This is a genomic window from Nocardia sp. 852002-51101_SCH5132738, assembly GCF_001665695.1.
Taxonomy (GTDB): domain Bacteria; phylum Actinomycetota; class Actinomycetes; order Mycobacteriales; family Mycobacteriaceae; genus Nocardia; species Nocardia nova.
In genome coordinates, this window is the sequence record NZ_LZML01000084.1 from 1 (window position 1) to 24,788 (window position 24,788).

At 67.6% G+C, this 24,788-nt stretch carries 24 protein-coding genes and 1 pseudogene; 11 read left to right on the plus strand and 14 right to left on the minus strand.

Annotated elements, in window-relative coordinates; translation table 11 throughout:
• Positions 1–92: 92 nt before the first annotated feature.
• Genes A5789_RS11820 through A5789_RS11830 form a run of 3 tightly spaced genes read right to left on the minus strand, consistent with a single transcriptional unit; the run spans position 93 to position 1,315 of the window.
• A complete protein-coding gene (locus A5789_RS11820) occupies positions 93–551 on the minus strand; it encodes an SRPBCC domain-containing protein (RefSeq protein WP_064902762.1) in 459 nt (152 codons plus the stop codon).
• Positions 548–898, minus strand: a complete 351-nt coding sequence (locus tag A5789_RS11825) for a helix-turn-helix transcriptional regulator (protein WP_063018562.1) — start codon at positions 896–898, stop codon at positions 548–550. Before A5789_RS11825 ends, A5789_RS11820 begins: the two co-directional genes overlap by 4 nt.
• Before the next feature lie 39 nt (positions 899–937).
• Positions 938–1,315 carry a nuclear transport factor 2 family protein gene (locus A5789_RS11830; RefSeq protein ID WP_064902761.1) on the minus strand — a complete coding sequence of 126 codons (378 nt, stop codon included), beginning with the start codon at positions 1,313–1,315 and terminating at the stop codon, positions 938–940.
• 127 nt (positions 1,316–1,442) lie between these two features.
• On the opposite strand from A5789_RS11830, the gene A5789_RS11835 reads away from it, so the two are divergent.
• The 5 genes from A5789_RS11835 (at position 1,443) to A5789_RS11855 (ending at position 8,088) form a co-directional block, all read left to right on the plus strand.
• Positions 1,443–2,423 (plus strand): RNA polymerase subunit sigma-70, encoded by a 981-nt coding sequence (locus tag A5789_RS11835; protein ID WP_064902760.1) that lies wholly within the window; start codon positions 1,443–1,445, stop codon positions 2,421–2,423.
• Between the two features lie 232 nt (positions 2,424–2,655).
• Positions 2,656–3,288, plus strand: coding sequence for a TetR/AcrR family transcriptional regulator (locus A5789_RS11840; RefSeq protein ID WP_227463169.1), 633 nt, complete (start codon positions 2,656–2,658; stop codon positions 3,286–3,288).
• Positions 3,289–3,336: 48 nt separating this feature from the next.
• A complete protein-coding gene (locus A5789_RS11845) occupies positions 3,337–5,346 on the plus strand; it encodes an NAD-binding protein (protein WP_064902759.1) in 2,010 nt (669 codons plus the stop codon).
• 119 nt (positions 5,347–5,465) lie between these two features.
• Complete coding sequence (locus tag A5789_RS11850; protein ID WP_030518742.1) at positions 5,466–6,326, plus strand: alpha/beta fold hydrolase; 861 nt, start codon at positions 5,466–5,468, stop codon at positions 6,324–6,326.
• A 121-nt stretch (positions 6,327–6,447) separates the two neighbouring features.
• Positions 6,448–8,088 carry an MFS transporter gene (locus A5789_RS11855; RefSeq protein WP_063018547.1) on the plus strand — a complete coding sequence of 547 codons (1,641 nt, stop codon included), beginning with the start codon at positions 6,448–6,450 and terminating at the stop codon, positions 8,086–8,088.
• Between the two features lie 98 nt (positions 8,089–8,186).
• Here the strand turns inward: A5789_RS11855 and A5789_RS11860 are convergent.
• Positions 8,187–8,576 (minus strand): annotated as a pseudogene (locus A5789_RS11860) (SHOCT domain-containing protein); the annotation flags it as partial.
• A gap of 324 nt (positions 8,577–8,900) precedes the next feature.
• A complete protein-coding gene (locus A5789_RS11870) occupies positions 8,901–10,985 on the minus strand; it encodes a prolyl oligopeptidase family protein (protein ID WP_064902757.1) in 2,085 nt (694 codons plus the stop codon).
• A 143-nt stretch (positions 10,986–11,128) separates the two neighbouring features.
• On the opposite strand from A5789_RS11870, the gene A5789_RS11875 reads away from it, so the two are divergent.
• Together A5789_RS11875 and lpdA are read left to right on the plus strand one after the other, a co-directional pair.
• On the plus strand, positions 11,129–12,151 hold the full coding sequence (locus tag A5789_RS11875; protein ID WP_064902756.1) for a dipeptidase: 1,023 nt from the start codon (positions 11,129–11,131) through the stop codon (positions 12,149–12,151).
• A gap of 78 nt (positions 12,152–12,229) precedes the next feature.
• Positions 12,230–13,633, plus strand: a complete 1,404-nt coding sequence (gene lpdA / locus A5789_RS11880) for a dihydrolipoyl dehydrogenase (protein ID WP_064902755.1) — start codon at positions 12,230–12,232, stop codon at positions 13,631–13,633.
• Between the two features lie 66 nt (positions 13,634–13,699).
• Here the strand turns inward: lpdA and A5789_RS11885 are convergent, their stop codons facing one another.
• Positions 13,700–14,098, minus strand: a complete 399-nt coding sequence (locus tag A5789_RS11885) for a helix-turn-helix domain-containing protein (protein WP_063018566.1) — start codon at positions 14,096–14,098, stop codon at positions 13,700–13,702.
• Between the two features lie 116 nt (positions 14,099–14,214).
• On the opposite strand from A5789_RS11885, the gene A5789_RS11890 reads away from it, so the two are divergent.
• Positions 14,215–15,069 carry an SDR family oxidoreductase gene (locus A5789_RS11890; protein WP_064902754.1) on the plus strand — a complete coding sequence of 285 codons (855 nt, stop codon included), beginning with the start codon at positions 14,215–14,217 and terminating at the stop codon, positions 15,067–15,069.
• Positions 15,070–15,074: 5 nt separating this feature from the next.
• Here the strand turns inward: A5789_RS11890 and A5789_RS11895 are convergent, their stop codons facing one another.
• Positions 15,075–15,491, minus strand: a complete 417-nt coding sequence (locus tag A5789_RS11895) for a VOC family protein (protein WP_063018537.1) — start codon at positions 15,489–15,491, stop codon at positions 15,075–15,077.
• A gap of 163 nt (positions 15,492–15,654) precedes the next feature.
• Between A5789_RS11895 and A5789_RS11900 the strand changes: the two genes are divergently transcribed.
• Positions 15,655–16,470, plus strand: coding sequence for a TetR/AcrR family transcriptional regulator C-terminal domain-containing protein (locus A5789_RS11900; RefSeq protein ID WP_064902753.1), 816 nt, complete (start codon positions 15,655–15,657; stop codon positions 16,468–16,470).
• 19 nt (positions 16,471–16,489) lie between these two features.
• Here the strand turns inward: A5789_RS11900 and A5789_RS11905 are convergent, their stop codons facing one another.
• The 3 genes from A5789_RS11905 to ramB form a co-directional block, all read right to left on the minus strand.
• Positions 16,490–17,029, minus strand: coding sequence for a carboxymuconolactone decarboxylase family protein (locus A5789_RS11905; RefSeq protein ID WP_030518731.1), 540 nt, complete (start codon positions 17,027–17,029; stop codon positions 16,490–16,492).
• Positions 17,030–17,144: 115 nt separating this feature from the next.
• The gene (locus tag A5789_RS11910) at positions 17,145–17,846 is read right to left on the minus strand and encodes an alpha/beta fold hydrolase (RefSeq protein ID WP_155525609.1); all 702 of its coding nucleotides are present in this window, start codon (positions 17,844–17,846) and stop codon (positions 17,145–17,147) included.
• 147 nt (positions 17,847–17,993) lie between these two features.
• On the minus strand, positions 17,994–19,403 hold the full coding sequence (ramB, locus tag A5789_RS11915) for an acetate metabolism transcriptional regulator RamB (protein ID WP_030518729.1): 1,410 nt from the start codon (positions 19,401–19,403) through the stop codon (positions 17,994–17,996).
• A 93-nt stretch (positions 19,404–19,496) separates the two neighbouring features.
• Here ramB and A5789_RS11920 point away from each other — a divergent pair, with 93 nt between their 5' ends.
• Positions 19,497–21,065, plus strand: coding sequence for an ATP-dependent DNA ligase (locus A5789_RS11920; protein WP_063018530.1), 1,569 nt, complete (start codon positions 19,497–19,499; stop codon positions 21,063–21,065).
• A 169-nt stretch (positions 21,066–21,234) separates the two neighbouring features.
• Here the strand turns inward: A5789_RS11920 and A5789_RS11925 are convergent, their stop codons facing one another.
• From A5789_RS11925 to A5789_RS11935, 3 genes are all read right to left on the minus strand, one after another.
• Positions 21,235–21,675, minus strand: a complete 441-nt coding sequence (locus A5789_RS11925; protein WP_063018528.1) for a DUF4254 domain-containing protein — start codon at positions 21,673–21,675, stop codon at positions 21,235–21,237.
• Positions 21,676–21,801: 126 nt separating this feature from the next.
• Positions 21,802–22,467 carry a CatB-related O-acetyltransferase gene (locus tag A5789_RS11930; protein WP_082940650.1) on the minus strand — a complete coding sequence of 222 codons (666 nt, stop codon included), beginning with the start codon at positions 22,465–22,467 and terminating at the stop codon, positions 21,802–21,804.
• Positions 22,468–22,717: 250 nt separating this feature from the next.
• The gene (locus A5789_RS11935) at positions 22,718–23,734 is read right to left on the minus strand and encodes a hypothetical protein (RefSeq protein ID WP_227462756.1); all 1,017 of its coding nucleotides are present in this window, start codon (positions 23,732–23,734) and stop codon (positions 22,718–22,720) included.
• Positions 23,735–23,852: 118 nt separating this feature from the next.
• On the opposite strand from A5789_RS11935, the gene A5789_RS11940 reads away from it, so the two are divergent.
• Positions 23,853–24,491: a TetR/AcrR family transcriptional regulator gene (locus A5789_RS11940; RefSeq protein ID WP_227462757.1), complete on the plus strand. Its 639-nt coding sequence runs from the start codon at positions 23,853–23,855 to the stop codon at positions 24,489–24,491.
• Positions 24,492–24,524: 33 nt separating this feature from the next.
• On the opposite strand, the gene A5789_RS11945 is transcribed toward A5789_RS11940, so the two are convergent.
• Positions 24,525–24,788 (minus strand): hypothetical protein (locus tag A5789_RS11945; protein ID WP_156773002.1); only part of this gene is annotated, 264 nt, incomplete at its 5' end.

The following is a 24,788-nucleotide window of genomic DNA, read 5'->3' on the forward strand; positions in this document are numbered from 1 at the left end:
GGTGTGGGAGAGTAGGACACCGCCGGAACATACATTCAGGTAAGGCCCCCAACCTGCTGGTTGGGGGCCTTACCCATTTTCGAGCCCTATTTCTATCGGTTCGACATTTCCCGGAGCCGTTCATCGAGGGTGGCGAGTTGCTCGCTCGTCCCGTGCTCGCGCCATTCCGGCTTTTCGTGGTCGTCGAGATAGGCCCCGTGTTCGGTGAGGGTCAGGCGGGTGCCGGCCGCGGTTTCGGCGAATTCGACCGTGGTGAGCGAGACCGTCACGACGGTGTCGTCCACACCCATCGTGGAGGTGTAGACGATGCGCTCGCCGGGGACGATCTCCTGGTAGGTGGTCGTGAAGGTCATTCGCTTGCCCTCGTGCACACCGGCGGCGATCTCGCCACCTCCGACGCGGAAGTCGAGTTCGTGCTCGGTGCCGGGTGCGCTGAACCACTCGGCCTTCCGTTCCGGTTCGGCCCATGCGCCGAAAGCCGTTGCGGGAGTGACGGGGTAGTCGCGTTCGAGGGTGAAGGTGGAATGGACCAGGGAATGCGTGGGCGTCATGACGGCTCCTCGGGGTCGGGGTTGGTCCGCTCGGCGAGGGTGGCGCCGAGCGCGTCGAGGCGGCGTTCCCAGGGGGTCTGCCGCGCGTGTAACCAATCCTCGGCGGGCCGCAGCGCATCGGGTACCAGGTGGCAGGTGCGCACCCGGCCGATCTTCTCCGACCGCACCAGGCCGGCGTCCTGCAGTACCTGCAGATGCTGCACAACGGCCGCCAGGCTCATCTCCAGCGGCTCGGCCAGGGCACTGACTGCCGCCGGTCCCCGGCCGAGCCGCTCGAGCAGATATCTGCGGGTGGGGTCGGTGAGCGCCCGGAAGATCAGGTCCAGCCGCTCGGATTGGTTAAGCACCCACTTAAGTGTAGGAGCCTTACCCTGATAGTCAAGTAGTTACTTAACTGAATCGTGCGCGCGTGCTGCTTCGAACGGCAGCCGGTCGAAGATGAAGCGGCTGGTGGTGATTCGGCCGTCGGCGACGGTGACCAGTTCCGCCGCGGGGGCGCTCGGTACCGGGAGGGTCGCGGTGTCGTAGCAGACGAGCGCGGTGGTCTCGTCCCCGAAGGCGGCGAACATTGTTGCGCCGGTGAGGATTCGGGTGAAGGGCTCCATGAATTCGCGGTAGGCCGCCGCGCCCTCGAGGCGTCCCGCGGGTGCGTCGCAGACGATGTCGTCGGCGATGTAGCTCATTGCGCGATCGATGTCCTTTCCGGTCCAGGCTTCGAAATAGGCGAGGGCCACTCGGGCCGCGGGGCTGTCGTCGGCGATCATGTCGTTCTCTTCTCGGGTCGATGGAATCGTTCCCTGATACAGACACCGGCCGGACCGGGAACGGACCGGTTGTCGGTGCCCGATGTGAGGATGGGGCTGTGAGGGATGGTGCTGTGAGGAAAGGACGATGACGGACTCGTCGATCGCGCGCGGTGTGGATGAGCGGACCTTTCGTGAGCTCACCGAGCCCTACCGCGCCGAGTTGCGTACGCACTGCTACCGGATGCTGGGGTCGATGTACGACGCCGAGGACGCGTTGCAGGAGACGCTGCTCGCGGCCTGGCGCGGGATGGGCGAATTCCAGCAGCGGTCGTCGGTGCGCACCTGGCTCTATCGGATCGCGACCAACCGGTGCCTGAATTTCCGCCGGGCCGCCCTGCGCCGGCCGGTCGCGCCGCTGCCCTTCGACGCTCCGGAGCCGACGCGTCACGGCGAGGTGAGCTGGTTGCAGCCGTGTCCGGATGCGTTGCTGGACCCGCAGCAGATGCTGACCGCGCGGGCCTCGGTCGAGTTGGCGTTCATCGCACTGCTGCAACAACTTCCGCCGCGCCAGGCCGCCGTCCTCGTCCTGCGGGACGTGCTCGAATTCAGTGCGGCGGAGGTGGCCGACCTGCTCGGGCTCACTCCTATCGCCGTGAAGGCCGCGCTGCAGCGCGCTCGGGAACGGCTGTCCCGCAACACGGGCGGGCAGCCGGGGCCGGCGCCGGAGTCGCCCGCGGAACGCAAGCTCGGCGAGCGCTTCGCGCGGGCCTTCGAGGCCGCCGACGTGGGCGCCGTGGTCGCGCTGCTTACCGACGAAGCCTGGCTGACCATGCCGCCGTGGCCCCACGAGTACCGCGGCCGCGCGGCGATCGGCGAATTCCTCCGCGGTATTCCGGCATTTCGGGACGGGGCACAGATCCGGCTGCAATCGGTGCACGCCAATGGGCAGCCGGCATTCGGCTGCTATTCCCGGCGGGTGGACGGGACGTTTCGGGCGACCGGACTTCTGGTGACGACGTGCGGTCCGGATGGCATTTCGGCGCTCACGCATTTCCCGCCCGCCGAGAACTTCCCGCGCTTCGGCCTTCCGCTCGCGCTGCGGCCGCGCGGCACGACTATTTCCTGATGGAATCGTTGCGGAAATAAAACCTAGAAAATTCCTTCAAACTCTTCCGTTGTGTAGGTGTTATCGACTATCCTCCGTTTTGGCAAACCATCCGCGACATGAAGAGCGCAGTCATTGCATCGGCGCTCCGACCATAGAGACAACTTCCGGCTAACGCGCGGTCAGTCGGAGGTGTAAGCGAAGGGCCCGATCCATGACGAGGGAATCGGGCCCTTCGGTATTGTCTGGCGCAATGTCACAGGAAACGAACGCGGGTAGGATGTACGCCGGGCAGCCCGTAGAAGACCGGCAGCGGCAGCGACGTGCGCGTTTTCTGGAATCCGGACTGACTGTGTTCGCCAGAGACGGGTATGCCAATAGCTCGGTCGGAGCCATTTGCAAAGACGCCGGACTTTCCTCGCGTCAGTTCTACGAGGAGTTCACCGGGCGCGAATCGCTGCTGCTGGAACTCTACGAACAGATCGACCGGGAATCCCGGGACGCGGTAGTCGCCGCGCTGGACGCGCATGCCGATGCCAGTGCCATCGAGATCATCGACGCCGGGGTGCGCGCCTATATCGAGTCCATCGGGCGCGATCCGCGCAAGGCCCGCGTCGCTCTGGTCGAGGTGGTGGGCGCCGGGCCGAAGGTGGAGAAGTTCCGGTTGGAGCTGCGGCGCGCATGGGGTGCGCTGCTGGCCGGAGCGGCCGAGGATGCGGCGCTGCAGGGCGAGATTCCCAGCGGCGACTACGAAACGCGCATGCTCGCCATCATCGGTGCGGTGAATTACGTGGTCGACGAGTGGAGCGGTTCGGAGCCACGCCGGCCTCTCGACGAGGTGATCAGGGTGTTGCGCCGGGTCATCATGGGTGCGGTCAGCGCCTGATCGACGAAGCATCGTGCTGCCGAACGGGATTCGCTCTAGCATCGATACGTGCATGTTTCGCCGGGGGGCGGGCAGTCCCCGACATTCGTCGTCTGTGGCGACAACCCGCTCGTCCATCAGCTGGCACTGCAGCTGACCACCCGGTTCCCCGACGCCACCGTGACCGCGGTGCTGCCGAATCGCAACGGTAGCTACGTACCGCAGCTGGAGAAGCTGGACCGGGTCCGGATTCTGTGCGCCGAGCGCCTGGACGAAGCCGTTCTGCGCGCGGCCGGGGTGGAGCGGGCGCTGGCCCTGGCCCTGGTGGATCAGGCGGATGTGGAGAACTTCCACGCCGCGCTGCGCGCGCACGAACTCAACCCTCGGATTCGGCTGGTCATTCGAATGTTCAACACCGGCTTGGGTTTTCGCATCCGCCGGTTGTTCTCCGACTGTGTGGTGCTCTCGATCTCGGAGATGGCCGCGCCGTCGTTCATCGCCGCGGCCCTCGGCGAGAAGGCGCAGGGTTATCTGCGGCTGGGGGAACGCACGCTGTATGTCGCGGCGGTCGGTGATGCGCCGCCGGACCGGGTGGTGTCCGGACTGGCCGGCGGGCCCGGCGCAATCGCGTTGCGCTCTCCGCACGCACCGGCGGACCGGGTGCTGGCGCTGGCCGGGCGGGTGCCGTACTCCCCCGGGGCGCGGCGGCGTTGGCTGAATCAGCTGCGCTATCTGGTCCGCCACGATCTGATCCGGCTGCTGCTGGTGATGCTGATCATCATCGCGGCCGTGTGCGTCATGATGGTGTTGATCGGAAACAGCTGGGGCACAGCGGTATACGAAACACTGCTGGATTCGGCGGGTGCGGCGCAGCCGGAGCCGGGGCGCGAACCGCTGTTCAAGATCCTGCAACTGGGGGTGGTCTTCACCGGGCTGGCGATGACGCCGGTGATCACCGCGCTGGTGGTGGGCGGAGTCCTGCGGGCGCAGCTCTCGGAATATTCGATCGACCCCTCGCGAATGGAAAACCACGTGGTGGTCGCGGGATTGGGCAATGTCGGGATGCGCGTGGTGGAACAGTTGCGCGACCTCGGCGTACCGGTGGTCGGGCTGGACTACGACGAGAACGCGCGCGGCATCGCGCTGGCTCGCAGCCTCGGGGTGCCGGTGGTGATCGGTCAGGCCACCTGGGAGGACACGCTGCGTGCGGTGGGTGTGCCGAAGGCGCGTGCGCTGGTCCTGCTGACCTCCAGTGACGCGGTGAATCTGGAGGCCGCGATGCTCGGCCAGTCCTACCGTGACGATCTGCGGGTGGTGCTGCGCGTCTCCGACGACGACCTGGCCGACCGGGTACAGCGCAGCCTCGGGAAGGCGGTGGTACGCAGCGTCTTCCAGTTGGCGGCCGACGGATTCGCCGCGGCGGTGGTGGAGCGGCGGGTGATTGCGACCCTGACGATCAACCAGGCCACACTGCTGGTCGCGGAGGTTCCGGTGGAGCCGGGATCGGCGCTGATCGGGCTGCGGATCGCCGACCTCGGATCGGCGGAGCACACCCGGGTCATCGCGGTGCAGCCGGCGGTGGGCGACACGCTCGAATGGCAGCCCGCGGCGCAGACGGTGCTCGCCGCGGGCAACCAGCTGGTGGTGGTGGCGACCCGGCTGGGGCTCGAGGAACTGCTGGAGCGTAGTTGCGCACCCGCGGTGAACGACACGGCACGCGAGGCCATCGTGGCGGCGGAAGCGCTGGTCGCGGCCGCGGCGGAGGAATTGGTGGCCGACGCGGCAGAAGAGTTGGTGGCCGACGCGGCGAGAGAATCGGTCGCCGACGTGACAGAGGAATCGGTGGCCGACGCGGCAAGGGAATCGGCGGGCGGCGCGGCGGACGAATCGGTCGACGCGGCGAGAGGATCGGTCGCCGACGGGGGAATGGTTGCGGAGGTGGCGGGCCGGTCTGTCGCCGACGCGAAGGCCGAGGGGCTCGCCGGTACGCAGGGCGATGTCGCGGAGGACGTGGTGGATCGGGAGACCGGTCAGCGATCCGCGGACGGGTCGGCCGAGCCGGATGCGGTGGGTTCCTGAAGCGGTGAGCTCGTGAGGCGGTGGGCTCCTGCGGCTCGTGCACCGGGCGGCCTTGTGAGCTGGTGAAGAAGCGGGCCGGGCGTCGGCGGCCGGGGTGTGGCTCGCGGTAGCGTGCGCGTATGGAGACGATTCCGATCCAGATGCCGGACGGGTCGACGGTGCCGGTGCGGTTCGTCGCCGCGAGCGGTCCGCACCGGCACGCCATCACCGCGGACGCCCCGCGCCCGGTCATCGTGATCATTCCGGGCCTGGGTGTGCCGGGCGAGTACTACGGGGATTTCGCGCGGGAGCTGGCGCGGCGCGGATTCGACGCGGCGATCGGGGAGTTGCGGGGTAACGGTGACAGCCGGCCGAAGCCGAGTTCGTCCAGTACCTACGGCTACCACGAGCTGGTGTCGGTCGATTTTCCGGCGATCTTCGAGGCCGTGCGCACCCGTTTCCCGGACAGTACGCCGATGCTGCTCGGGCACAGCATGGGTGGCCAGCTCGGGGTCATGTACGCCGCGCGGATCCGGGGTCGGCTGGGCGGGCTGATTCTCGTCGCCTCCGGCACGCCCTACTACCGGGGATACGGCGGAATCGCCCGCTCCGCAATGCTGGTCGGACCGGCCGCCATCTCGCTGACCGCGAACCTCGCCGGTTTCTGGCCGGGCGATCGAATCACCGCCGGCGGATTCGGTCGGCAGTCCAAGGTACTGATCTCCGATTGGGCGCGGCTGGCCCGCACCGGCCGGTTCGTGCCGGTCGGCGCCGATATCGACTACGACGAGCGCATCGCGCGGCTCACGCTGCCGGTCCTCTCGATCACCGTCGACGGCGACGATCTCACCCCGCGCAGTTCGGCCGCACACCTGCTGGAGAAGCTGCCCAAGGCCCGTGTGAGCACCTGGCACGAGCCGAAACCGTTGGGACACAACGGCTGGATCACCGATCCGGAAACGACCGTCGACCGCATCGAGAAGTGGGTGCGCGACCTGTAGCCGAACACCGCCGATTCCGGGGCCGCGGGTGCTTCAATAGACGAATGCGCAGGTGGGTCGCCCGCCGTAACCGGTGCTCCGGCCGTCGTCTCGCGTCGGCTCGACCACGAGCGCGGCGGGAATGACGACGCGGCCGGGCGCCGCCTCCGGATCCACACTCGTCTTGGCGGTGCTGGGTTCCGGTCAATTCCTGATGACCCTCGACAGTTCCGTCATGAACGTCTCGATGGCGACGGTCGCCCACGACGTCGGCACGACGATCACCGGAATCCAAACCGCCATCACGCTGTACACGCTGGTGATGGCATCGCTGATGGTCACCGGTGGCAAGGTCGGGACGATTCTCGGGCGGCGGCGGGCATTCGGCGTCGGATTGGTCGTCTACGGCGCGGGCTCGCTGGTCACCGGGCTGGCGCCGAATCTGGGTGTGCTGCTGCTGGGCTGGTCGCTGCTGGAAGGCATCGGGGCGGCGTTGATCATGCCGGCGATCGTGTCGCTGGTGGCGGCGAACTTCGCCCGCGAACGCCGCGCCGCCGCATACGGACTCGTGGCCGCGGCCGGTGCGATGGCCGTGGCCGTAGGCCCGCTCGTGGGCGGGGCGGTGACGACCTTCGCGTCCTGGCGGTACGTGTTCTTCGGCGAGGTCGTGGTCGTGGTCGCGATTCTGCTGGTGCTGCGCCGCGTGGCAGACGTACCGGCGCAGCGGGTGCACTTGGACCTTCTGGGTTCGGTGTTGTCGGTCGTCGGGCTGGGGGCCGTGGTGTTCGGGGTACTGCGGTCCAGCGAATGGGGATGGATTCGCCCACGCCCCGGCGGTACCGAGATCGCGGGTTTGTCGCCGGTGATCTGGTTGATCCTGGCGGGCCTGCTGGTGCTGTACGCCTTCCTGCGGTGGCAGAACCGGCTGGTGAGTTCCGGCCGGGAGCCGCTGGTCGACCCCCGGTTGTTCGGCAATCGCCGGCTCGGGGGCGGGTTGGCGATGTTCTTCGCGCAGTTCGCGGTTCAGGCCGGAGTGTTCTTCTCGGTACCGCTGTTCCTGTCGGTGGTGCTGGAATTGAGTGCGCTCGAGACCGGTGTGCGCATCCTTCCGCTGTCGATCGCGCTCGTCGCCGCCGCCGCGGGAATTCCCAAACTAGCGCCGCGGGCGAATCCACGGCGGGTGGTGCGCCTCGGCCTGGGGTCGATGATCATCGGAATTCTGTTGCTGGCCGGCGGCATGGATCCCGGAGCGAATGCCGCGGTGGTGGCGGTGCCGATGTTGTTCATGGGCCTGGGCCTGGGGGCCCTCTCCTCGCAACTGGGCGCGATCACGGTGTCGGCGGTGCCGGATTCGCAGAGTGCGGAGGTCGGCGGGCTGCAGAACACCGCGACGAATCTCGGCGCCTCGCTCGGCACCGCGCTGATCGGCTCCATTCTCATCGCCACGCTGACCTCCTCGGTGATCAGCGGGATCGAGAACAACCCCGCGGTCCCGCCCTCGGTCGCGCAGCGGGCCGGAACCGAACTGGCCGATGGCGTGCCGTTCCTGTCGAATACCCAACTGCAACAGTCGCTCACCGCCGCCGGAGTCGATCAGTCGACCGCCGACGCGGTCGTCGCGGTCAATTCCGATGCCCGGCTGCTGGCGTTGCAGGTGGCCTTCGCGGTGACGGCGATGCTGGCCGTGATCGCGTTGTTCTTCACCGGCCGGCTACCGCGGCGTGCCGTCGGCTCCGATCCGGACGCCGACACCGCGGCCGGCGAGCGGACCGGAGCCGGGTAGCGCTACCTGGCTGCCAGATTGCCCCGCTCGACACTGCCCTGGTCGACATTGCCCTGGTCGACATTGCCTTGGGGGCTGCCGGGTCCGGCATTGCCTGTGCCGGAGCCGTTGTGACCGAGCGCGCGGGCCTTCAGCTGGGCGAACTCGGTGGCGTCGATCGTCCCGGAGTCCAGCAGGGCCTTGGCGTCGGCGATCTGCTCGGCGGGCGACTTGCCCGCCACCTGGCGGATGTAGTCGTCGGCGGCCTGCTTGGCTTCCGCATGAGCGTGCTGGGCGCGCTCGGCCATGCCCTTTCCGCGCGCGACCAGATAGACCAGAGCCGTGATGTAGGGGAATATCACCAGGCAGATCACCCATGCGGCCTTGGCGATGCCGGAGACCGTGTGATCGCGGAACAGATCGGTCAGGATCTGGAACAGGATGATCAGGTAGGCCACGAAGGCGAACACCAGAATCGTGTACCAGACGTAGTCCCAGAACGTATCCATGATGTGTGTGCTCCTCTCGAGAACCCGCTACCGAACCGCGGTGGTCGGCGAGATGGCCGAATCGGTGAGTCGCTGACGGGCAAGCCGTTCGACGAGTTCCGGTAGGGCCGGGACCGGTGATCCGCGCAGGTCTCGGAGGGCGCTCGCGACAGCGATCTCGATGGCCCGGTGTGGCGCCCGACCGCTGTCGGTGTGCGCGTTGCGAATCCTGTCGTTTTCGGTCCCCGAACCGAGAATGGCAGTGCGATAGATCACGCTCCAGAGCCCAAAGGCCCTGGTCGCCGCAGGCCTTTGGTCATCTGTTTCGAGAGTGGGACGCGTCGGTCAGGCGGTGGTCCGCCGCTCGATCAGCATCTGGGTGAAGAACTCGTAGATCAGCGCGGATTGGAAGGCCATCTGCTTGTTGTCGGCCGCGCCGCCGTGCCCGCCCTCGATGTTCTCGTGGTACCAGACGGTCCGGCCCTGAGATTCCAGCAGTGCCGCCATCTTCCGGGCGTGGCCGGGATGGACCCGGTCGTCGCGGGTGGAGGTGGTGAGCAGGATCGGCGGGTACGGGCGTGCCGGATCGGCCGCCATCGCGCGCTGATAGGGCGAATACTCGCTGATGTACTGCCACTCCTCGGGCTTGTCCGGGTCGCCGTATTCGGCGATCCAGGACGCGCCGGCCAGCAGCAGGTGGTAGCGCTTCATATCCAGCAGCGGCACCTGGCAGACGATGGCGCCGAACAGTTCCGGATAGCGGGTCAGCATCACGCCCATCAGCAGGCCGCCGTTGCTGCCGCCGACCGCACCGAGTTGTTCCGCGGTCGTGATATCCCGCGCGACGAGGTCTTTCGCGACCGAGGAGAAATCCTCGTAGACCTTGTAGCGGTTGGCCTTCTGCACCTGGGTGTGCCATTCGGGTCCGTACTCGCCGCCGCCGCGGATGTTGGCCATCACCCAGGTGCCGCCGCGTTCGAGCCAGCCCATTCCCGAGGCGCCGCTGTAGCCGGGGGTGCGGGAGACCTCGAAGCCGCCGTAGCCCGAGACGACGGTCGGGCCGGGCCGGTCCCTGTGGTCGCGGTGGCGAATCACGAAGTACGGCACCATGGTTCCGTCGTCGGAGCGCGCGAAGAACTGCTCGGTGTCGATGCCCTCGGCGTCGAAATACGCCGGTTCCCGCTTGAGGGCTACCGCCGGGCTGCCCACCGAACCCGCCAGCAGCGTCGCCGGAGTGGTGAAACCGCTTGTGGTGAGCATGAATTCGTCACCGCTCTCCAGCGGATCCAGATTCATGACGTTGGTGGTCGCCATCGGCGGGGTGTCGGCGAGCGGTTCGCGGGTCCAGCCCGCGCCCGGGACCGTCGCCGTGCCGGGAGTCAGGACGTACAGCTTGGTCTGCACGTCCTCCAGCGTGATCAGCAGTAGGTGGTTCTCGGTCCAGCCGTAGCCGTGCAGTGAGGTGTGCGCGTCGGGTTCGAAGACCACCTCGAACTCGCGTGCGCCGCCGAAGAAGTCGTCGATGTCGATGGCCAGCAGGGCGCCGGCGGGATAGCTGCGCCCGCCCACCTCCCACGGCGATTTCAACTGCACCAGCAGCCAATCCTTGTACCAGGACTCGGAGGCGTCGGTGGGTACGTCGATATGTCGCAGCGTGCCGTCGGGATCCAGCAGATAGACCGATTCGTTGAAGAAGTCGGTGGCGCGGGCGACGTAGTGGCGCTCGTATCCGGGCGTGCGATCGTAGCCGGCCGAGACCATCACATCACCCGGCTCGCCCTCGAAGACGGTTTCCGCCTCCGACAGCGGGGTGCCGCGGCGCCAGCGCTTGGCCAGCCGCGGATATCCCGAGTCGGTGAGCGTGCCGGGGCCGAAATCCGTTCCCACGTACACGGTGTCGGCATCGATCCAGCGCACCTGTGATTTGGCCTCGGGCAGGTGGAAGCCGCCCGCTGCCGCCGGGCGGAATTGCCGTGTGGTCAGATCGAATTCGCGCACCACCTTGGCGTCGGCCCCACCGCGGGACAGGCTGATCAAGGCCAGTTTCTGGTCCGGGCGCAGCACCGCCGCACCGCCCCAGACCCAGTTCTCGTCCTCGGCCGTGGCCAGGGCGTCCAGGTCGATGAGCACATCCCAGGCCGGATCGTCACCGCGATATTCGTCGAAGGTGGTGCGCCGCCACAGCCCGCGGGGGTGTTCGGCGTCGCGCCAGAAGTTGTAGAGCCAGGGTCCGCGTCGCGTCGGGTACGGGATGCGGGTGTCGGTGTCGAGCATGGCGAGGATGCGATGGTCGAGGGCGTCGAACCGGTCGGAGGTGGCGAAGCGTTCGATCACCACCTCGTTGTGTGCCCGCGCCCAGGACAGGGCACGTTCGCCGGTGACATCCTCCAGCCACAGGTACGGGTCGGTCGTTTGCTCGGCGCCGCTCATGGGTCACATTGTGGCCTACCGGTCGGTCCGCCGACGGGCGAGAGGTGCGGCGGGTGGGTCGCGCCGCCGTGTCCGGTCGCCGCGTGCGGTCACGACTCCGTACAGTTGCGGGACGCCTCGGCGACGCCGGAAGGAGGACCGCGGTGGCACATCCGCTCTGGGAGCAGCACTGCTGCCTGCCGATCCTCCCGTCCGCCGATGTCACCGAACTGACGCGCTATCCGGCCGGCTCATACCTGTCGGTGAATGTGGGGTACTCACTGCATTCGATCGAGGATGCGCTGGCCATGATTGACCTGCTGCGCCGGAAGGCGCTGGCGGACGGGCGTTTCCGGCTCGTCGAGTCCGTCGGCGACACCGAGGTGACATCCGGTCCCCGGGGCCGCATCGCGCTCGCCTTCGATCTGGAGGATTCGCGGCCGCTCGACGGCGATCCGGACAACATCGCGCTGTTCCATTCGCTCGGCGTGCGTTCGCTGCTGCCGACCTACAACCACGCCAACGCCGCCGGCGGCGGCTGCCTGGACCCCGACGATCGCGGCCTGACTCCCTACGGCCGCACGATCATCCGCACGCTCGGTGAGGTCGGGATGTTCGCCGACGGGTCGCATTGTTCGCGGCGGACCGGACTGGAGATCGCCGAGGTCGCGGGTGGGCCGATGATCTACAGCCACTCCAATTTCGCGGCGCTGTGGCCGCATCCGCGCAATATCGGCGACGACCAGGCGCGTGCCTGCGCTGCGACCGGTGGGGTGATCGGGATCAACGGCGTCGGAATCTTTCTGGGCCGCAACCGCGTCGAGGGGCGGGCCGCGCGCATCGAGGCGATGGCCGACCACATCGCCTACGGTGCCGATCTGGTCGGTGTCGAGCACATCGGGATCGGTTCGGACTTCTCCTTCGACGGAGACCAGTTCAACGCGGAGATCGCGGCCGCGCCGGAGAACTTCTCCGAGGACTACACGCGGTGGGGGCCGCTGCAGTGGGTGCCGCCCGAGGATCTGCTCGGACTGTCGTGTCTGGGGATGGATGTGGACAACCCGGACGCCCGGCCCGGCGTCGCCGGACTGGACGAAGTCCTGGCCCGCAGGGGTTTCATCGACTCCGAACGCGCGGCGATCTTCCACGGCAATTTCGCCCGTGCCGCACGAGAGGTCTGGAAGTAGACGCACGCTGTGGCCGCCCTCTCACCCCTGCGGGGGATGGATGAGTGAGCTTTCGGCAACAGCGCTAGGCTCGTTCCCGTGACTTCCCACTACGATGTCGTCGTTCTCGGCGCTGGTCCCGGCGGTTACGTCGCCGCGATCCGCGCCGCTCAACTCGGCCTGCGAACAGCGATCGTCGAGCAGAAATACTGGGGTGGCGTGTGCCTGAACGTCGGGTGCATTCCGTCCAAGGCACTGCTGCGCAACGCGGAGCTGGCCCATATCTTCACCAAGGAAGCGAAGACGTTCGGTATCTCCGGACAGGCGAGCTTCGACTTCGGTGCCGCCTTCGACCGAAGTCGTAAGGTCGCGGACGGCCGGGTCAAGGGCGTCCACTTCCTGATGAAGAAGAACAAGATCGACGAGTTCGACGGGAAGGGCACCTTCACCGACGCGAACACCCTCTCGGTCGAGCTGAGCAGCGGCGGCACCGAAACCGTCACCTTCGACAACGTCATCATCGCCACCGGCACCGAGACCAAGCTGCTGCCGGGCACCTCGCTGTCGCAGAACGTGGTGACCTACGAGGAGCAGATCCTGACCCGGGATCTGCCGGGGTCGATCCTGATCGTCGGCGCGGGCGCGATCGGTATGGAGTTCGGGTACGTCCTCAAGAACTACGGCGTGGACGTGCGGATCGTGGAGTTCCTCGACCGCGCGCTGCCGAACGAGGACGCCGATGTCTCCAAGGAGATCACCAAGGCGTACAAGAAGCTCGGCATCACCATCACCACCGGTGCCTCGGTGCAATCCATCGAGGACAACGGTTCCAAGGTCACCGTTTCGGTCAAGGACAACAAGTCCGGTTCGGTCGAGACCGTCACCGTCGACAAGGTGCTGCAGGCCGTCGGTTTCGCGCCGCGGGTGAAAGGCTTCGGCCTGGAGAACACCGGTGTGCAGCTGACCGAGCGCGGTGCCATCGCGATCGACGACTATATGCGCACCAACGTGCCGCACATCTACGCCATCGGCGATGTCACGGCGAAGCTGCAGCTGGCGCACGTGGCCGAGGCGATGGGTGTGGTCGCGGCCGAGACCATCGGGGGCGCCGAGACGCTGCCGCTGGGCGACTACCGGATGATGCCGCGCGCGACGTTCTGCCAGCCGCAGGTCGCCAGCTTCGGCCTCACCGAACAGCAGGCGCGCGACGAGGGGTACGACGTGAAGGTCGCGACCTTCCCGTTCACCGCCAACGGCAAGGCGCACGGCCTGGGCGATCCGACCGGTTTCGTGAAGCTGGTCGCCGACGCGAAGTACGGCGAGCTGCTCGGTGGCCACCTGATCGGCCCGGATGTGTCGGAGCTGCTGCCCGAGCTGACGCTGGCCCAGAAGTGGGACCTCACCGTCAACGAACTCGCGCGCAACGTGCACACCCACCCGACGCTGAGCGAGGCGCTGCAGGAGGCGTTCCACGGTCTCGCGGGTCACATGATCAACTTCTGATCTCCGCGCCGACGGCCCGGTATCGGCGAATACGCCTGGTACCGGGCCGTTTTCGTGTCCGGGCGATCAGTCGCGGTGGTAGATGTCCTGCGCCGTCGAGATGACGTCGATGTTGTCCTCGAGAATCGCGATCAGGCCGTACAGCTGATCGGCGACCTGTTCGCCCAGTTCGGTGAGGGTGTATTCGACGCGCGGGGGGATGGTCTGCTGGACCTCGCGGTGAATCATGCCGTCGCGTTCGAGGGCCTGCAGGGTTTGCGACAGCATGCGTTCGCTGATGCCGTCGACCCGGCGCCGCAGCGCGCTGAAACGGTAGGGACCTTCACGCAGCGCGACGAGGGCCAGTGCGCCCCAGCGGCTCGCGACATTCTGCAGCACCGGCCGGGAGCGGCAGTTGCGCGCGAAGACGTCGGCTTCCAGGGTCGGATCGGCGTCGTCCGCCGATCGCAGTTGCCGGCTCGTCATGCTCTTGATGCTACCCATCGCTGTGGTAGTGAACTTTTCATCTGTAGTGCGGGAATATTAGGTACTAACTAATAGTTAGTGCAAATGCTTCGTACACCAGAGCTGGAGGTTGGGTTATGACCGTCGCCGTCACCGGGGCAAGTGGGCAGCTGGGCCGTCTCGTCGTCGAGGCGCTGTCGAACAGGAATGCGGGGCCCGTCGTCGCGGTCGTCCGGGACCCGGTCAAGGTCGCCGACCTGGCCGAGCGCGGTGTGCAGGTGCGGCAGGCCGCCTATGACGATCCGGAAGCGCTGGACCGCGCCCTCGCGGGTGTTGATCGGCTACTGCTGGTGTCCGGCAACGAATTCGGTGCGCGGGTCGACCAGCACACCACTGTCGTGCGCGCCGCCGAGCGGGCCGGGGTGCAGCTGCTGGCCTACACCAGCATTCCCCGCGCCGAGCGGAATCCGATGATTCTCGCGCAGGAGCATCGCGGCACCGAAGAGGTGATCGCGGAATCCGCTGTGCCGCATACCTTCCTGCGTAACAGCTGGTACTGGGAGAACTATCTGAACGGTCTCGACGCGACTCTGGAATCGGGCGTGCTGTACGGCTCGGCCGGGGACGGACTGGTATCCGCCGCCGCGCGAGCCGACTACGCCGAGGCTGCCGCGGTGGTTCTGACCACCGACGGTCATGCGGGACAGGTCTACGAACTCGGTGGCGACGAGCATCTGTCGCTCGCCGATGTGGCGCGGGTGATCTCGGCGGCGTCCGGCAAGCCGGTGCGGTATCAGGATCTGCCGCAGGACGAGTATGTGGCGGGATTGGAAAAGGCCGGCGTGCCCGGTGATTTCGCGCGGGTGCTGGCCGATTCCGATGCCGGACTGGCTGCGGGATGGCTGGATGTGACCAGCGGTGATCTGCGGAAACTGATCGGCCGGCCGTCGACGTCCGCGGCCGAGGTGCTGGGTGACGCGCTCGGCCGCTGAACGGGTCAGGATCCGGTCGCGCCCGCGGCGTAGGTGCTCGGATCGCCGACCCACTGGACCAGTTGAATGATGATGCCGTTGGGGTCGACCGCCTGGAAATAGCGCTCGCCCCACGGCTCGGTTTCGATCGGTGTCACGATCTCGACCCCTTCGGCTCGCACGCGCTCGTATTCGGCGTCGATCTCGTCGACCGTGAAGACGATCAGCAACCCCTGGCCGGCCGCACCCGCGACGCGGGCCGGTTTGAACGTGTCCAGCCCGGTGCGCAGGAAGATCACATGGAATCCGGCGTCGGGGCGGGTCAGCGAGACGAATCCGTCGGCCGACATGTCGACGGTGAATCCGAAATGGGTGCCGAGGAATTTCGCCGACGCGTCCGGGTCGGCAACGTTGAGCGAGACGGCGGATGCGGTGATGTTCACGGTCCTCCTCGGGGCGGGCGCGCGGCACGGTGCCGCGCGATCCGATAATTCTCTACTAAGTATACTGTACATGGTAGAGAGTTATTCCCGCCGCGCGCGCGACTCGATACGATGCGCACGACGCCGAACCGCGGCGGCATGGCAGGCGAGACCGGGAGATCGGGTGCGAGAGAATTCGGCCGAGCAGCGGCCCCGCCGGGCGCGCGTCGCCGGTGAGCGATCCAGCGCCGGCGATCCCGCTCGCACGCTGGAGTTGCTCTGGCGGCAGCCGGGCCGCGCGTCCGGGCGCGGCCCCAGACAGCGCAGCAGCGTCGACGAGGTCGTGGCGGCGGCGGTGGATATCGCCGATGCCGAGGGGCTGGAGGCGCTGACGATGCGGGCGGTCGCCGCGAAACTCGGGCTGACTCCGATGGCCACCTATACCTACGTGCCCGGTAAGGCCGAGCTGCTCGACCTCATGCTCGATGCGGTCTACGGCCGGATGCCGCGCACGGACCTGACCGGAAAGTCGTGGCGCGAACGCGTATGCGCCGTCGCGCAGGACAATCGCTCGATGCTCGCCCGCCACCGCTGGGTGGCCGCGGTGCCGACCACCCGGCCACCGCTGGGTCCGGGCCTCGCCGCGAAATACGACCACGAACTGAGCGCCTTCGACGGGCTCGGACTGAGCGATGTCGAGATGGACGCAGCGTTGACCTACCTGCTCGGCTTCGTCACCGCGGTGGCGCGCATCGCGATCGATACCGATCGTGCGGCCGCCGACAGCGGGCTGTCGGATCGCGAATGGTGGGAACGCACGGCCCCGGTCCTGGAGAAGGTCTTCGATCCGCGGCGTTATCCGCTGGCCGCGCGGGTCGGCTCGGCCGCCGGACAGGCTCACGACAGCGCCTACAGCGCCGAGCACGCCTGGAATTTCGGTCTGGCGCGCGTCCTGGACGGCCTGGCCGTCCTCGTCGAACGGTCCGAGGCGTCCGACTGACCCGCCGAGTCCGTCCGGCTCAGTGGTCGGTCTGGATCCGAAGGGTGGTGATGGTGCTGGCCAGACCTTCGTATTGGTTTGCCAGCAGGACGATTTCGATGAGGCGCTTCTCGTCGTAGTGCTGCGCCAGGGCCGACCAGGCGGCATCGTCGACGTCGCGAGTAGTGACCAGTTGGTCCACAGCGGTGAGCAGCGCGCGTTCCTTGTCCGACCAGCCCTCGGCTTCGGGCCCGGTGCGCAGGCGCGCCAGGATGTCCTTGGTGACACCGGCGCGTTTGCCCAGGCGGATGTGGTGGTCGGTCTCGTATTCGCAGTTCCGCAGATGTGCGACGCGCAGGATGACCAGTTCGGTCTCGTAACGCGACAGTTTGCCGCCGGGCATCAACCGGCCGGAGAAGTGCAGCCAGCCGCGGAACAGGCCACCGGTGCGGCCGAGCGTGCTGAACAGGTGGGCGTCGTCGGTACCCGCCGCGCGGGAAAGCACCTGCCAGACAACCCAATTCACCGGGCCCAGTTCGCGCAGGCGACCGGGTGCGATCCGCGGCTCCGTCGACACCATGCCCCACGCTAACAAAAATGACGCGCACCGGTGGCTGCCTCGCTGGACCGTCGCGCGTACCTGCGAGCTCCGCGGGGCCCGGGCCGACAGATTCCGGCTGTCGGCCCGGGGCATATCACCGCTGAGCGGCGAGCAGGATCAGGTCGGCCACGGCGCTGGGGTCGGATACGGAAACCGCGTGCGACGCCTGGACTTCGACGGTGTGCGCGCCCGCCCGTTCGGACATGAACCGCTGCGACTCCACGGGGATGTTCTTGTCTTCGGTGGTGACCAGGGAATAGGCCGGGACGGCGCGCCATGCGGCTACCGAAGCCGGCTGCTCGAGCGCGGCGAGCGCGACCGGGCGCTGGGTGATCGCCATCGTCGCGGCGACGTCGGCTGGCACGTCGGCGGCGAACTGGGCGGGGAATTCGTCCTGGCGGATGTGCAGTTCGGTGCCCGCCGCCCCGGGAAGCGGATGGGCGACGGTGGTGAGTGCGAGCGTGGAACCGGGGAACTTGCCGGTCAGCTCCAGGGCGTTCTCGCCCTCCGCGGGAATGAAGGCCGCGATGTAGACCAGGGCCGTGACCGCGGGCTTGTCGTGCGCGGCGACGGTGATGACGCTGCCGCCGTACGAATGACCCGCCAGAACGATCGGGCCCTCGACGGTGTCGAGGACCGAAGCCACGTAGGCGGCATCGGTGTCGAGGCCGCGCAAGGGGTTGGCGGCGGCCAGCACGGGGTAGCCCTCGGCGCGCAGGCGTGTGATGACGCCGTTCCAACTCGAGGATTCGGCGAAAGCGCCGTGGACGAGGACGATGGTCGGCTTCGTGGTCATGGACATGCTCCTCTGGAGGATCGGATCGCGGCTCCTCGAGTCTCGATCACTCGCCGTGGCCTCGCCCCTCGCTGTGGGCCAGGTATCCACTGAATCGGGACATCGCCCGACCCGCGCGAAATATGCCGGAGTTCGGTGGCCGTCCGCTCAGCGCAGGACGTACGGGGAGATCGAGCTGCGGTGCTCGCTGATATCCAGGGACTTGCCCAGCGGCGGGAACGCGCGCTGCGGACAGTTGGCGCGTTCGCAGACACGGCAGCCGGCGCCGATCGGGGTGGCCTGGGGATCGGTGAGGTCCAGGCCGTCGGCGTAGACCACGCGTCCGGCGTGGCGCAATTCGCAGCCCAGGCCGATGGCGAAGGTCTTGCTGGGCTGCCCGTAGCGGGTGGCGCGCCGCTCGACCGTGCGCGCGATCCACAGATATTTGCGGCCGTCGGGCATCTGGGCGATCTGGGTCATGATCCGGCCGGGATAGGCGAAGGTCTCGTACACATTCCACAGCGGGCAGGTCCCGCCCGCGGAGGAGAAGTGGAATCCGGTGGCGGACTGGCGTTTCGACATGTTTCCCGCGCGATCCACGCGGACGAACGAGAAGGGCACCCCGCGCAGTTTGGGCCGCTGCAGGGTGGAGAGCCGGTGGCAGATCGTTTCGTAACTCTGCGCGAAGAACGCCGACAGCCGCTCGATGTCGTAGCGGAAATCCTCGGCCACCTCGTGGAAATGCGAGTACGGCAGCACCGTGGCCGCGGCGAAGTAGTTGGCGAGGCCGAGTTTCGCGAGCGTACGGGTGTCCTCGGAGGCGAAATTGCCCTCTTCGACCAATTTGTCGATCAGATCACCGCATTCCAGATATGCCAGTTCCGTGGCCAGTTTGAACACGCGCTGACCGCCCGACAGATGCGGGGCGATCTCGAGCTTGCGGGCCTCGGGGTCGTAGCGGTGCAGCACACCCTCGCCCAGGTCGATCCGCTCCACGATCTGCACGCCGTATCCGGTGGTGAGCCGGCGGGTGAGCTCGCGTCGCAGATCACCGCCGTGCAACCGCATGCGGGTCGCCAATTCCTCTGCGGCGGTATCCAATTCGTGGATGTAGTTCTGGCGCTGATAGAAGAAGTCGCGCACCTCCTCGTGCGGACGGGAGATGGCGCCCGAGCCGCTGCCGTCGGAGAAGCGGTCCTCGGTGGCCGCGGCCAGCTGCGCGGTCGTGTTGCGGTAGCGGCGGTGCATATTCACCAGCGCCCGGGCCAGGCTGGGATGGGCCGAGACCATATCGGCGATCTCCTGCGCATCGGCCTCGATGCCGAGTTCGGTGTCCATCACCACCTCTTGCAGCTCGGCGATCAGGCGAGTGTCGTCCTGGGAGGCGAAAAAACTGGTGTCTACGCCGAACACCTCACTGATCCGCAGCAGTACCGGTACCGTGAGCGGACGCACGTCGTGTTCGATCTGGTTGAGGTAGCTCGCCGAGATCTCCAGCTTCTTGGCGAGTGAGATCTGGCTCAGCCCCCGTTCGGTGCGCAGCTGTCGCAGTCGCGCCCCGACGTAAGTCTTGGCCATATGCCCAGACTATGGACCTTTCGCAAAGCTGCCAATGGAGAATTAGCAGTGGACTCGAGCTATATGTCACACCGAGCGGCTACCGTCGAGTCCGTGCTGCTTTCGGATGTGGTCGCGGCGTCGGAATCGGTGCGGGCATCGGCGTCGCGCAAGGTCAAGATCGCGGGTCTGGCCGAACTACTGGGCCGGGCCGAATCGGACGAATTGATGCCGGTCGTCGCGTGGATATCCGGTGAGCTACCGCAGGGCAGGCTGGGCGCGGGCTGGCGTACGGTCGCCGGCATCGAGGTGGAGCCCGCGCTCGAATCGACGCTCACCGTCGCCGCGGTCGATCAGGCGCTGACGGAATTGGCGGCCGTCGCCGGATCCGGATCGGTCGCGCGGCGGCGGGAACTACTCACCGCCCTGCTCGCTCGGGCGACCGGCGACGAACGCGCCTTCTTGATTCGCCTGCTGACCGGTGAGCTGCGCCAGGGCGCGCTGACCGCGATCGTCGCCGAGGCGGTGGCCCAGGCGGCCGACGTGCCGTCCGAGCTGGTGCGCCGGGCCTATATGCTCTCCGGCCGCCTGCCGGTGACCGCCGCCGCGGCCATCGCCGGCGGCGCGGAGGCGCTGTCGGAATTCCGGCTCGAGGTCGGCCGTCCGATTCAGCCGATGCTGGCCTCGCCCGGCGCCACACTCGACGATGTGCTCGGTGAATTCGAGGGTGACGTGAGCGTGGAGCACAAACTCGACGGTGCGCGGATTCAGGTGCATCGCAAGGGCTCTCAGGTCTGGGTGTTCACGCGCACGCTGCGCGACATCACCTCCGGCGTGCCGGAGCTGGTGCAGCTGGTCTCCGAATTACCTTGTGACAGTGTGGTTCTCGACGGCGAGACGCTGGCGCTCACGGACTCCGGCCGACCGCGTCCGTTTCAGGAGACGATGAGCCGGTTCGCCGCCGACCCGGCCTCGGAGGAGCCGCGACTGACGGTGAACTCGACCAGGGAACTGCTGTTGCATCCGTACTTCTTCGACTGCCTGCACCTGGACGGCCGGGATCTGCTCGATGCCCCGCTGCGTGAGCGGCGCGTGGCGTTGGCGAAAGTGGCGGGCGCGCAGATGATTCCGGCGCTGATCGATCCGGAGCCCGAGGCCGTCGCCGAATACTTCGACGGTGCGCTCGCCGCGGGGCACGAGGGCATCATGATCAAATCGCTGTCCGCACCGTATGCGGCCGGACGCCGCGGCCGGGCGTGGCAGAAGATCAAACCGGCGCACACCCTCGACCTGGTGGTGCTCGGCGCCGAATGGGGATACGGCCGCCGCACCGGCTACCTGTCGAATCTGCACCTGGGCGCGCGCGATCCGCACGGGGGCGATCCGATCATGGTCGGCAAGACCTTCAAGGGGCTCACCGACGCGCTGCTGCAGTGGCAGACCGCGGAATTTCCGCGCCACGAGCGCGCCCGCGACGGCCACACCGTCTATCTGTGGCCGGAGTTGGTCGTCGAGATCGCCCTCGACGGGGTGCAGACCAGCACGCGCTATCCCGGCGGCGTGGCACTGCGGTTCGCGCGGGTGGTGCGGTATCGGCCGGACAAGGAGCCCGCGCAGGCCGACACGATCGACGCCGTGCGCGCGTTGATGCCCGCCGGGCCGGAGGTGGGGGCGACCGCCTGACGGGAGGCGTCGGCTTGCCAGCCGTTTCACAGGAACATCCGGGGCTATCTCGAGGATGTCGGCGCAGGATCGGTGTGTCGGGTCGCCCGATGCGGATCGACTGCCCTGATCCGCTCATCAGCCATCGGCGGCGTCGGTCCCTCGCCCGCGCCGCCGTTCGGCCGGTGGTTCATTCCTCTTCGCGGTGACCGCTGAGATCCGGCAACCGGCACAGGCCGGCGGTCACCTCGCCGGCCAGATGGTCGTAGGCCACCGCCAATTCCGACAGCCGCCGCCAGGCGTCGTGCATGACGTATTCCGGTTCGTGCGTCAGCGTCAGATAGGCCAATGCGGAGAACTGGGCTAGCCGGTCGATCACCGTGCCGACCGTTTCGGTGTGCATGCGTGCGCCGCCGTGTGCCCGGGGTAATTCGGTGGCGACCCAGCGATCGATATCGGAAACCAGTTGGGCCCGATCGCGATCGATGTCCAGGGTCGGCCCGGGCGCGGCGGACAGTCTCTGCTCGTGCAATTCGCTGAGGCGCCACGCGCATTTCAGCACGGGGTGACCGTCGTAGGTCAGACCCCGGCAGGCCTCGAGCAGGAGGTGTTTGGGTGGGAGCGATTCCACGACCGTAATACTCCACGCCCAATGTTTCTGATTGGCATCGCTGCGTCGGTGACCTCGGCCGAATGCCACTGAGTCTCAGTGTCTTCCGCTGTTCGAGAGATGGTGGTGGGTGACGCGGGCATGCGGTTACTCGGTTCGGGAGGGCTGTGCGGGTGCCGCTTTCTCCAGGTCGTCGACGGTGCCGGACATGATCGTGCGGACGTGCTCGTCGATGTGCGCGAGCGGCCAGTCCCACCAGGCGAGGGCCAGCAGGCGGTCGATGTCGGCCGCGCTGTAGCGGTGGCGGATGAGCCGGGCGGGATTGCCGCCGACGATGCCGTAGTCCGGGACGTCGGAGGTCACCACGGAACCGGCGCCGACGATGGCGCCGTGACCGATGCGCACTCCGGGCAGCACCGTTGCGCCGTAACCGATCCAGACGTCGTTGCCGACCACCGTGTCGCCGCGATTGGGCAGCTCCATGAGGAGGTCGACATGCCGGGACCATGCGCCACCCATGGTCGGGAACGGGAAGGTCGAGGGCCCGTCCATGCGGTGGTTGGCGCCGTTCATGATGAATCGCACGCCGGTGGCGAGGGCGCAGAACCTGCCGATGACGAGCTTTTCCGGACCGTAGTGGTAGAGGACATTGCGGGTTTCGAACGCGGTGGGATCGTCCGGATCGTCGTAGTAGGAGTATTCGCCGACCTCGATCAGCGGCGAGGTGACGAGGGGTTTCAGCAGGACGACTCGCGGCTGCCCGGGCATCGGATGCAGCGTGGTGGGAGGCGTGACGGGAAGTTGTTCGGGCATGCGGAATCCCTTCTGTCCGTGGCTGATCGGAAAGTGCGAAAACCGCGACTACCGCTTTGATGCGACGAATGTTGCTTCCCGATGATGGCATACGCCCTCCCGGGCGGGGAGTGCACCGCACCACGGTGTACCGGCGCTGGCGCGATGTTTGGTGTTGTTGCGGACCCCGGCCGACCCCGGGGGGCTGCGGCGGGCCGCCGCCGCGGCGGTGCCGGCGGCGCAGGCGGGTGCGTTCGCCGCGGGGTAGGGATTACGCGTCGCTGCCGTAGAACTCGGCGACGGCGGCGAATGCGGCTTTGGGTTCCCAGGTCATATCCGGGTAGGTGGTGCCGTGGCGGTCTTCGAATACTTTCACGATGCCCAGCCCGGCGAGGTCGAGGTCGTCGCGCGGGTCGGCGTCGGGTTGATGGGTATGGCTGTGGAGCGCGAACAGGAACACGAAAGCGGAGTCCACACCCTCACTGTCGAAGATCTCGAGCAGGTCGCTGAGATAGGCGGCCTGCCCGGCCTCGTCGCGCACATAGTCGCCGTCCAGCCGGACCGGCGCACCCGTGACGGGGTCGTATTCGACGATCTCCATACTGCGCGGCGCCACGTCGGCCGAACCTCGCCAGGTCGCGGTGCCGAAACCGGTGATCGCCAACGGCTTTCCCTGAGCGACCAGGGCGCGCACGCCGTCGCGAAACCGGTCGGCGACCTCGGCCGAGCGGATCAGCTCGACGGAAACGAAATCGAAAGGCACCCAGTCGATCTGCTCGTACGGGATAGCGCAGTAGGTGAGTTTGCCGAGGAAGTGGCGCCGCACCGCGGCCACCGCGTCGCGCAGGAAGTCGTCGAGGCGGGCGCTCACCTCGGCTATCCGGTCACTACGCTCGCCGGGCTCGGAGAACAGGTGACCGACGCGATCCATCGCGGTCTCGCCCGGTAGGAAGCCGCGGTTCATCAATGTCAGTTCGACGCCGGTGACGAAGACGACCTCCGCGCCGGTGCGGCGAATGCGCTCGGCGCGCGGCGCGCACTCGCTGAACAGCGCGAGGATCTCGGCGGTCGTCAGCTCCAGCGGGTACGGCGAGAACCAGACCTCGAGGCCCAGCTCCGCGGCGTAGCCGGCGGCGAGTTCCAACCGCTCCGGGTCGCCGCCGGTGATCTGGACGGCCGTGCAGTGCAGATCGTCCCGGATGACGGCCAGTTCCCGGCGGACCACCGCTGGGTCGAACTCCGGCCGGGATGTACTGCCGTTGCGGACGAACCCGGTGTCGTAGGTCATTCCTTTGCCTCGCATGGATGGGCCCTTCTGTCTGGCGCGAGTGGATACGCCACCAAGCTAAGCGCAAAAAGTGCGTACACGCAATTTTGCGTGGACGCAGATATGGCATGATGGACCCGTGACCACGAGAGCCGTGACGACGAAGACGACGGGCTTGCGGGAGCGCAAGAAGCAAGCCACCCGGATGGCGCTGCGCGAGGCGGCGCTGCGGCTGGCCCTCGAGCGCGGGCCGGACGACGTGCGGGTCGAGGACATCGCCGAGGCCGCCGGGGTATCGCCGCGGACGTACAACAACTATTTCTCCAGCCGGGAAGAGGCGATCGTCGCCGCCGTCGGCGCGGACCGGGAGGCGCGGGTCGCCGCGGCGATCGCCGGGTATCCCGCGGACACGCGTTTGGCCTCGGCCGTCACCGAGGCGATCGTCGCGCAGTACTCCGATCCGGGCGACGAACATCGAGACGCACTGGTGCTGATCACCACTCACCCGGCGCTGCGCACGGCGTTCCTCGGCGCCACCGCGGCGATCACGCCCGCACTCGAGGATGTGATCGCCGCACGGGCGGCGGACGCCGGCGGGCTCACCGCGCGGGTCCTCGCCGCCGCCGTCGCGGCCGCCGTCCGCGTCGCCCTCGAACAATGGCTGCGACCGGTCGAAAGCATCGCCGGCTTCGTCGTGACCGCCGGATCGCTGCCCGAGCAGCTGCGGGCTGCGCTGGCTCCGCTCGACCCGGCATTCGACGCGGCCGAGGGCAGGTGACCGCGCACCCCGCGGGGGTGCGCGGTTACACGTTCAGCCCAGATCCGCCGCCGCGGATTCGTTGCCGGACAGGCTGATTCCGAGATTCGCGGCGGTGCGGTCGATGTCGTCGTCGCCCTGCTGCATCTCGATCGTGGCGCCGTCGGCCGACAGTACTTCGACGTTGAGGCACAGCGATTGCAGTTCCTTGAGCAGAACCTTGAACGATTCCGGGATACCGGGCTCGGGAATGTTCTCGCCCTTGACGATCGCCTCGTACACCTTCACACGACCGACCACGTCGTCGGACTTGATCGT

Coding starts and splice junctions, on each gene's coding strand:
- ramB (WP_030518729.1), bottom strand. CDS start 19,403: ATGGCCAAGACTTACGTCGGGGCGCGACTGCGACAGCTGCGCACCGAA.
- A5789_RS11885 (WP_063018566.1), bottom strand. CDS start 14,098: ATGACGAGCCGGCAACTGCGATCGGCGGACGACGCCGATCCGACCCTG.
- A5789_RS11830 (WP_064902761.1), bottom strand. CDS start 1,315: ATGATCGCCGACGACAGCCCCGCGGCCCGAGTGGCCCTCGCCTATTTC.
- A5789_RS11850 (WP_030518742.1), top strand. CDS start 5,466: ATGGAGACGATTCCGATCCAGATGCCGGACGGGTCGACGGTGCCGGTG.
- A5789_RS11840 (WP_227463169.1), top strand. CDS start 2,656: ATGTCACAGGAAACGAACGCGGGTAGGATGTACGCCGGGCAGCCCGTA.
- A5789_RS11820 (WP_064902762.1), bottom strand. CDS start 551: ATGACGCCCACGCATTCCCTGGTCCATTCCACCTTCACCCTCGAACGC.
- A5789_RS11930 (WP_082940650.1), bottom strand. CDS start 22,467: ATGCCCGAACAACTTCCCGTCACGCCTCCCACCACGCTGCATCCGATG.
- A5789_RS11910 (WP_155525609.1), bottom strand. CDS start 17,846: ATGACCACGAAGCCGACCATCGTCCTCGTCCACGGCGCTTTCGCCGAA.
- A5789_RS11890 (WP_064902754.1), top strand. CDS start 14,215: ATGACCGTCGCCGTCACCGGGGCAAGTGGGCAGCTGGGCCGTCTCGTC.
- A5789_RS11870 (WP_064902757.1), bottom strand. CDS start 10,985: ATGAGCGGCGCCGAGCAAACGACCGACCCGTACCTGTGGCTGGAGGAT.
- A5789_RS11855 (WP_063018547.1), top strand. CDS start 6,448: ATGACGACGCGGCCGGGCGCCGCCTCCGGATCCACACTCGTCTTGGCG.
- A5789_RS11935 (WP_227462756.1), bottom strand. CDS start 23,734: ATGACCTACGACACCGGGTTCGTCCGCAACGGCAGTACATCCCGGCCG.
- A5789_RS11905 (WP_030518731.1), bottom strand. CDS start 17,029: ATGGTGTCGACGGAGCCGCGGATCGCACCCGGTCGCCTGCGCGAACTG.
- A5789_RS11835 (WP_064902760.1), top strand. CDS start 1,443: ATGACGGACTCGTCGATCGCGCGCGGTGTGGATGAGCGGACCTTTCGT.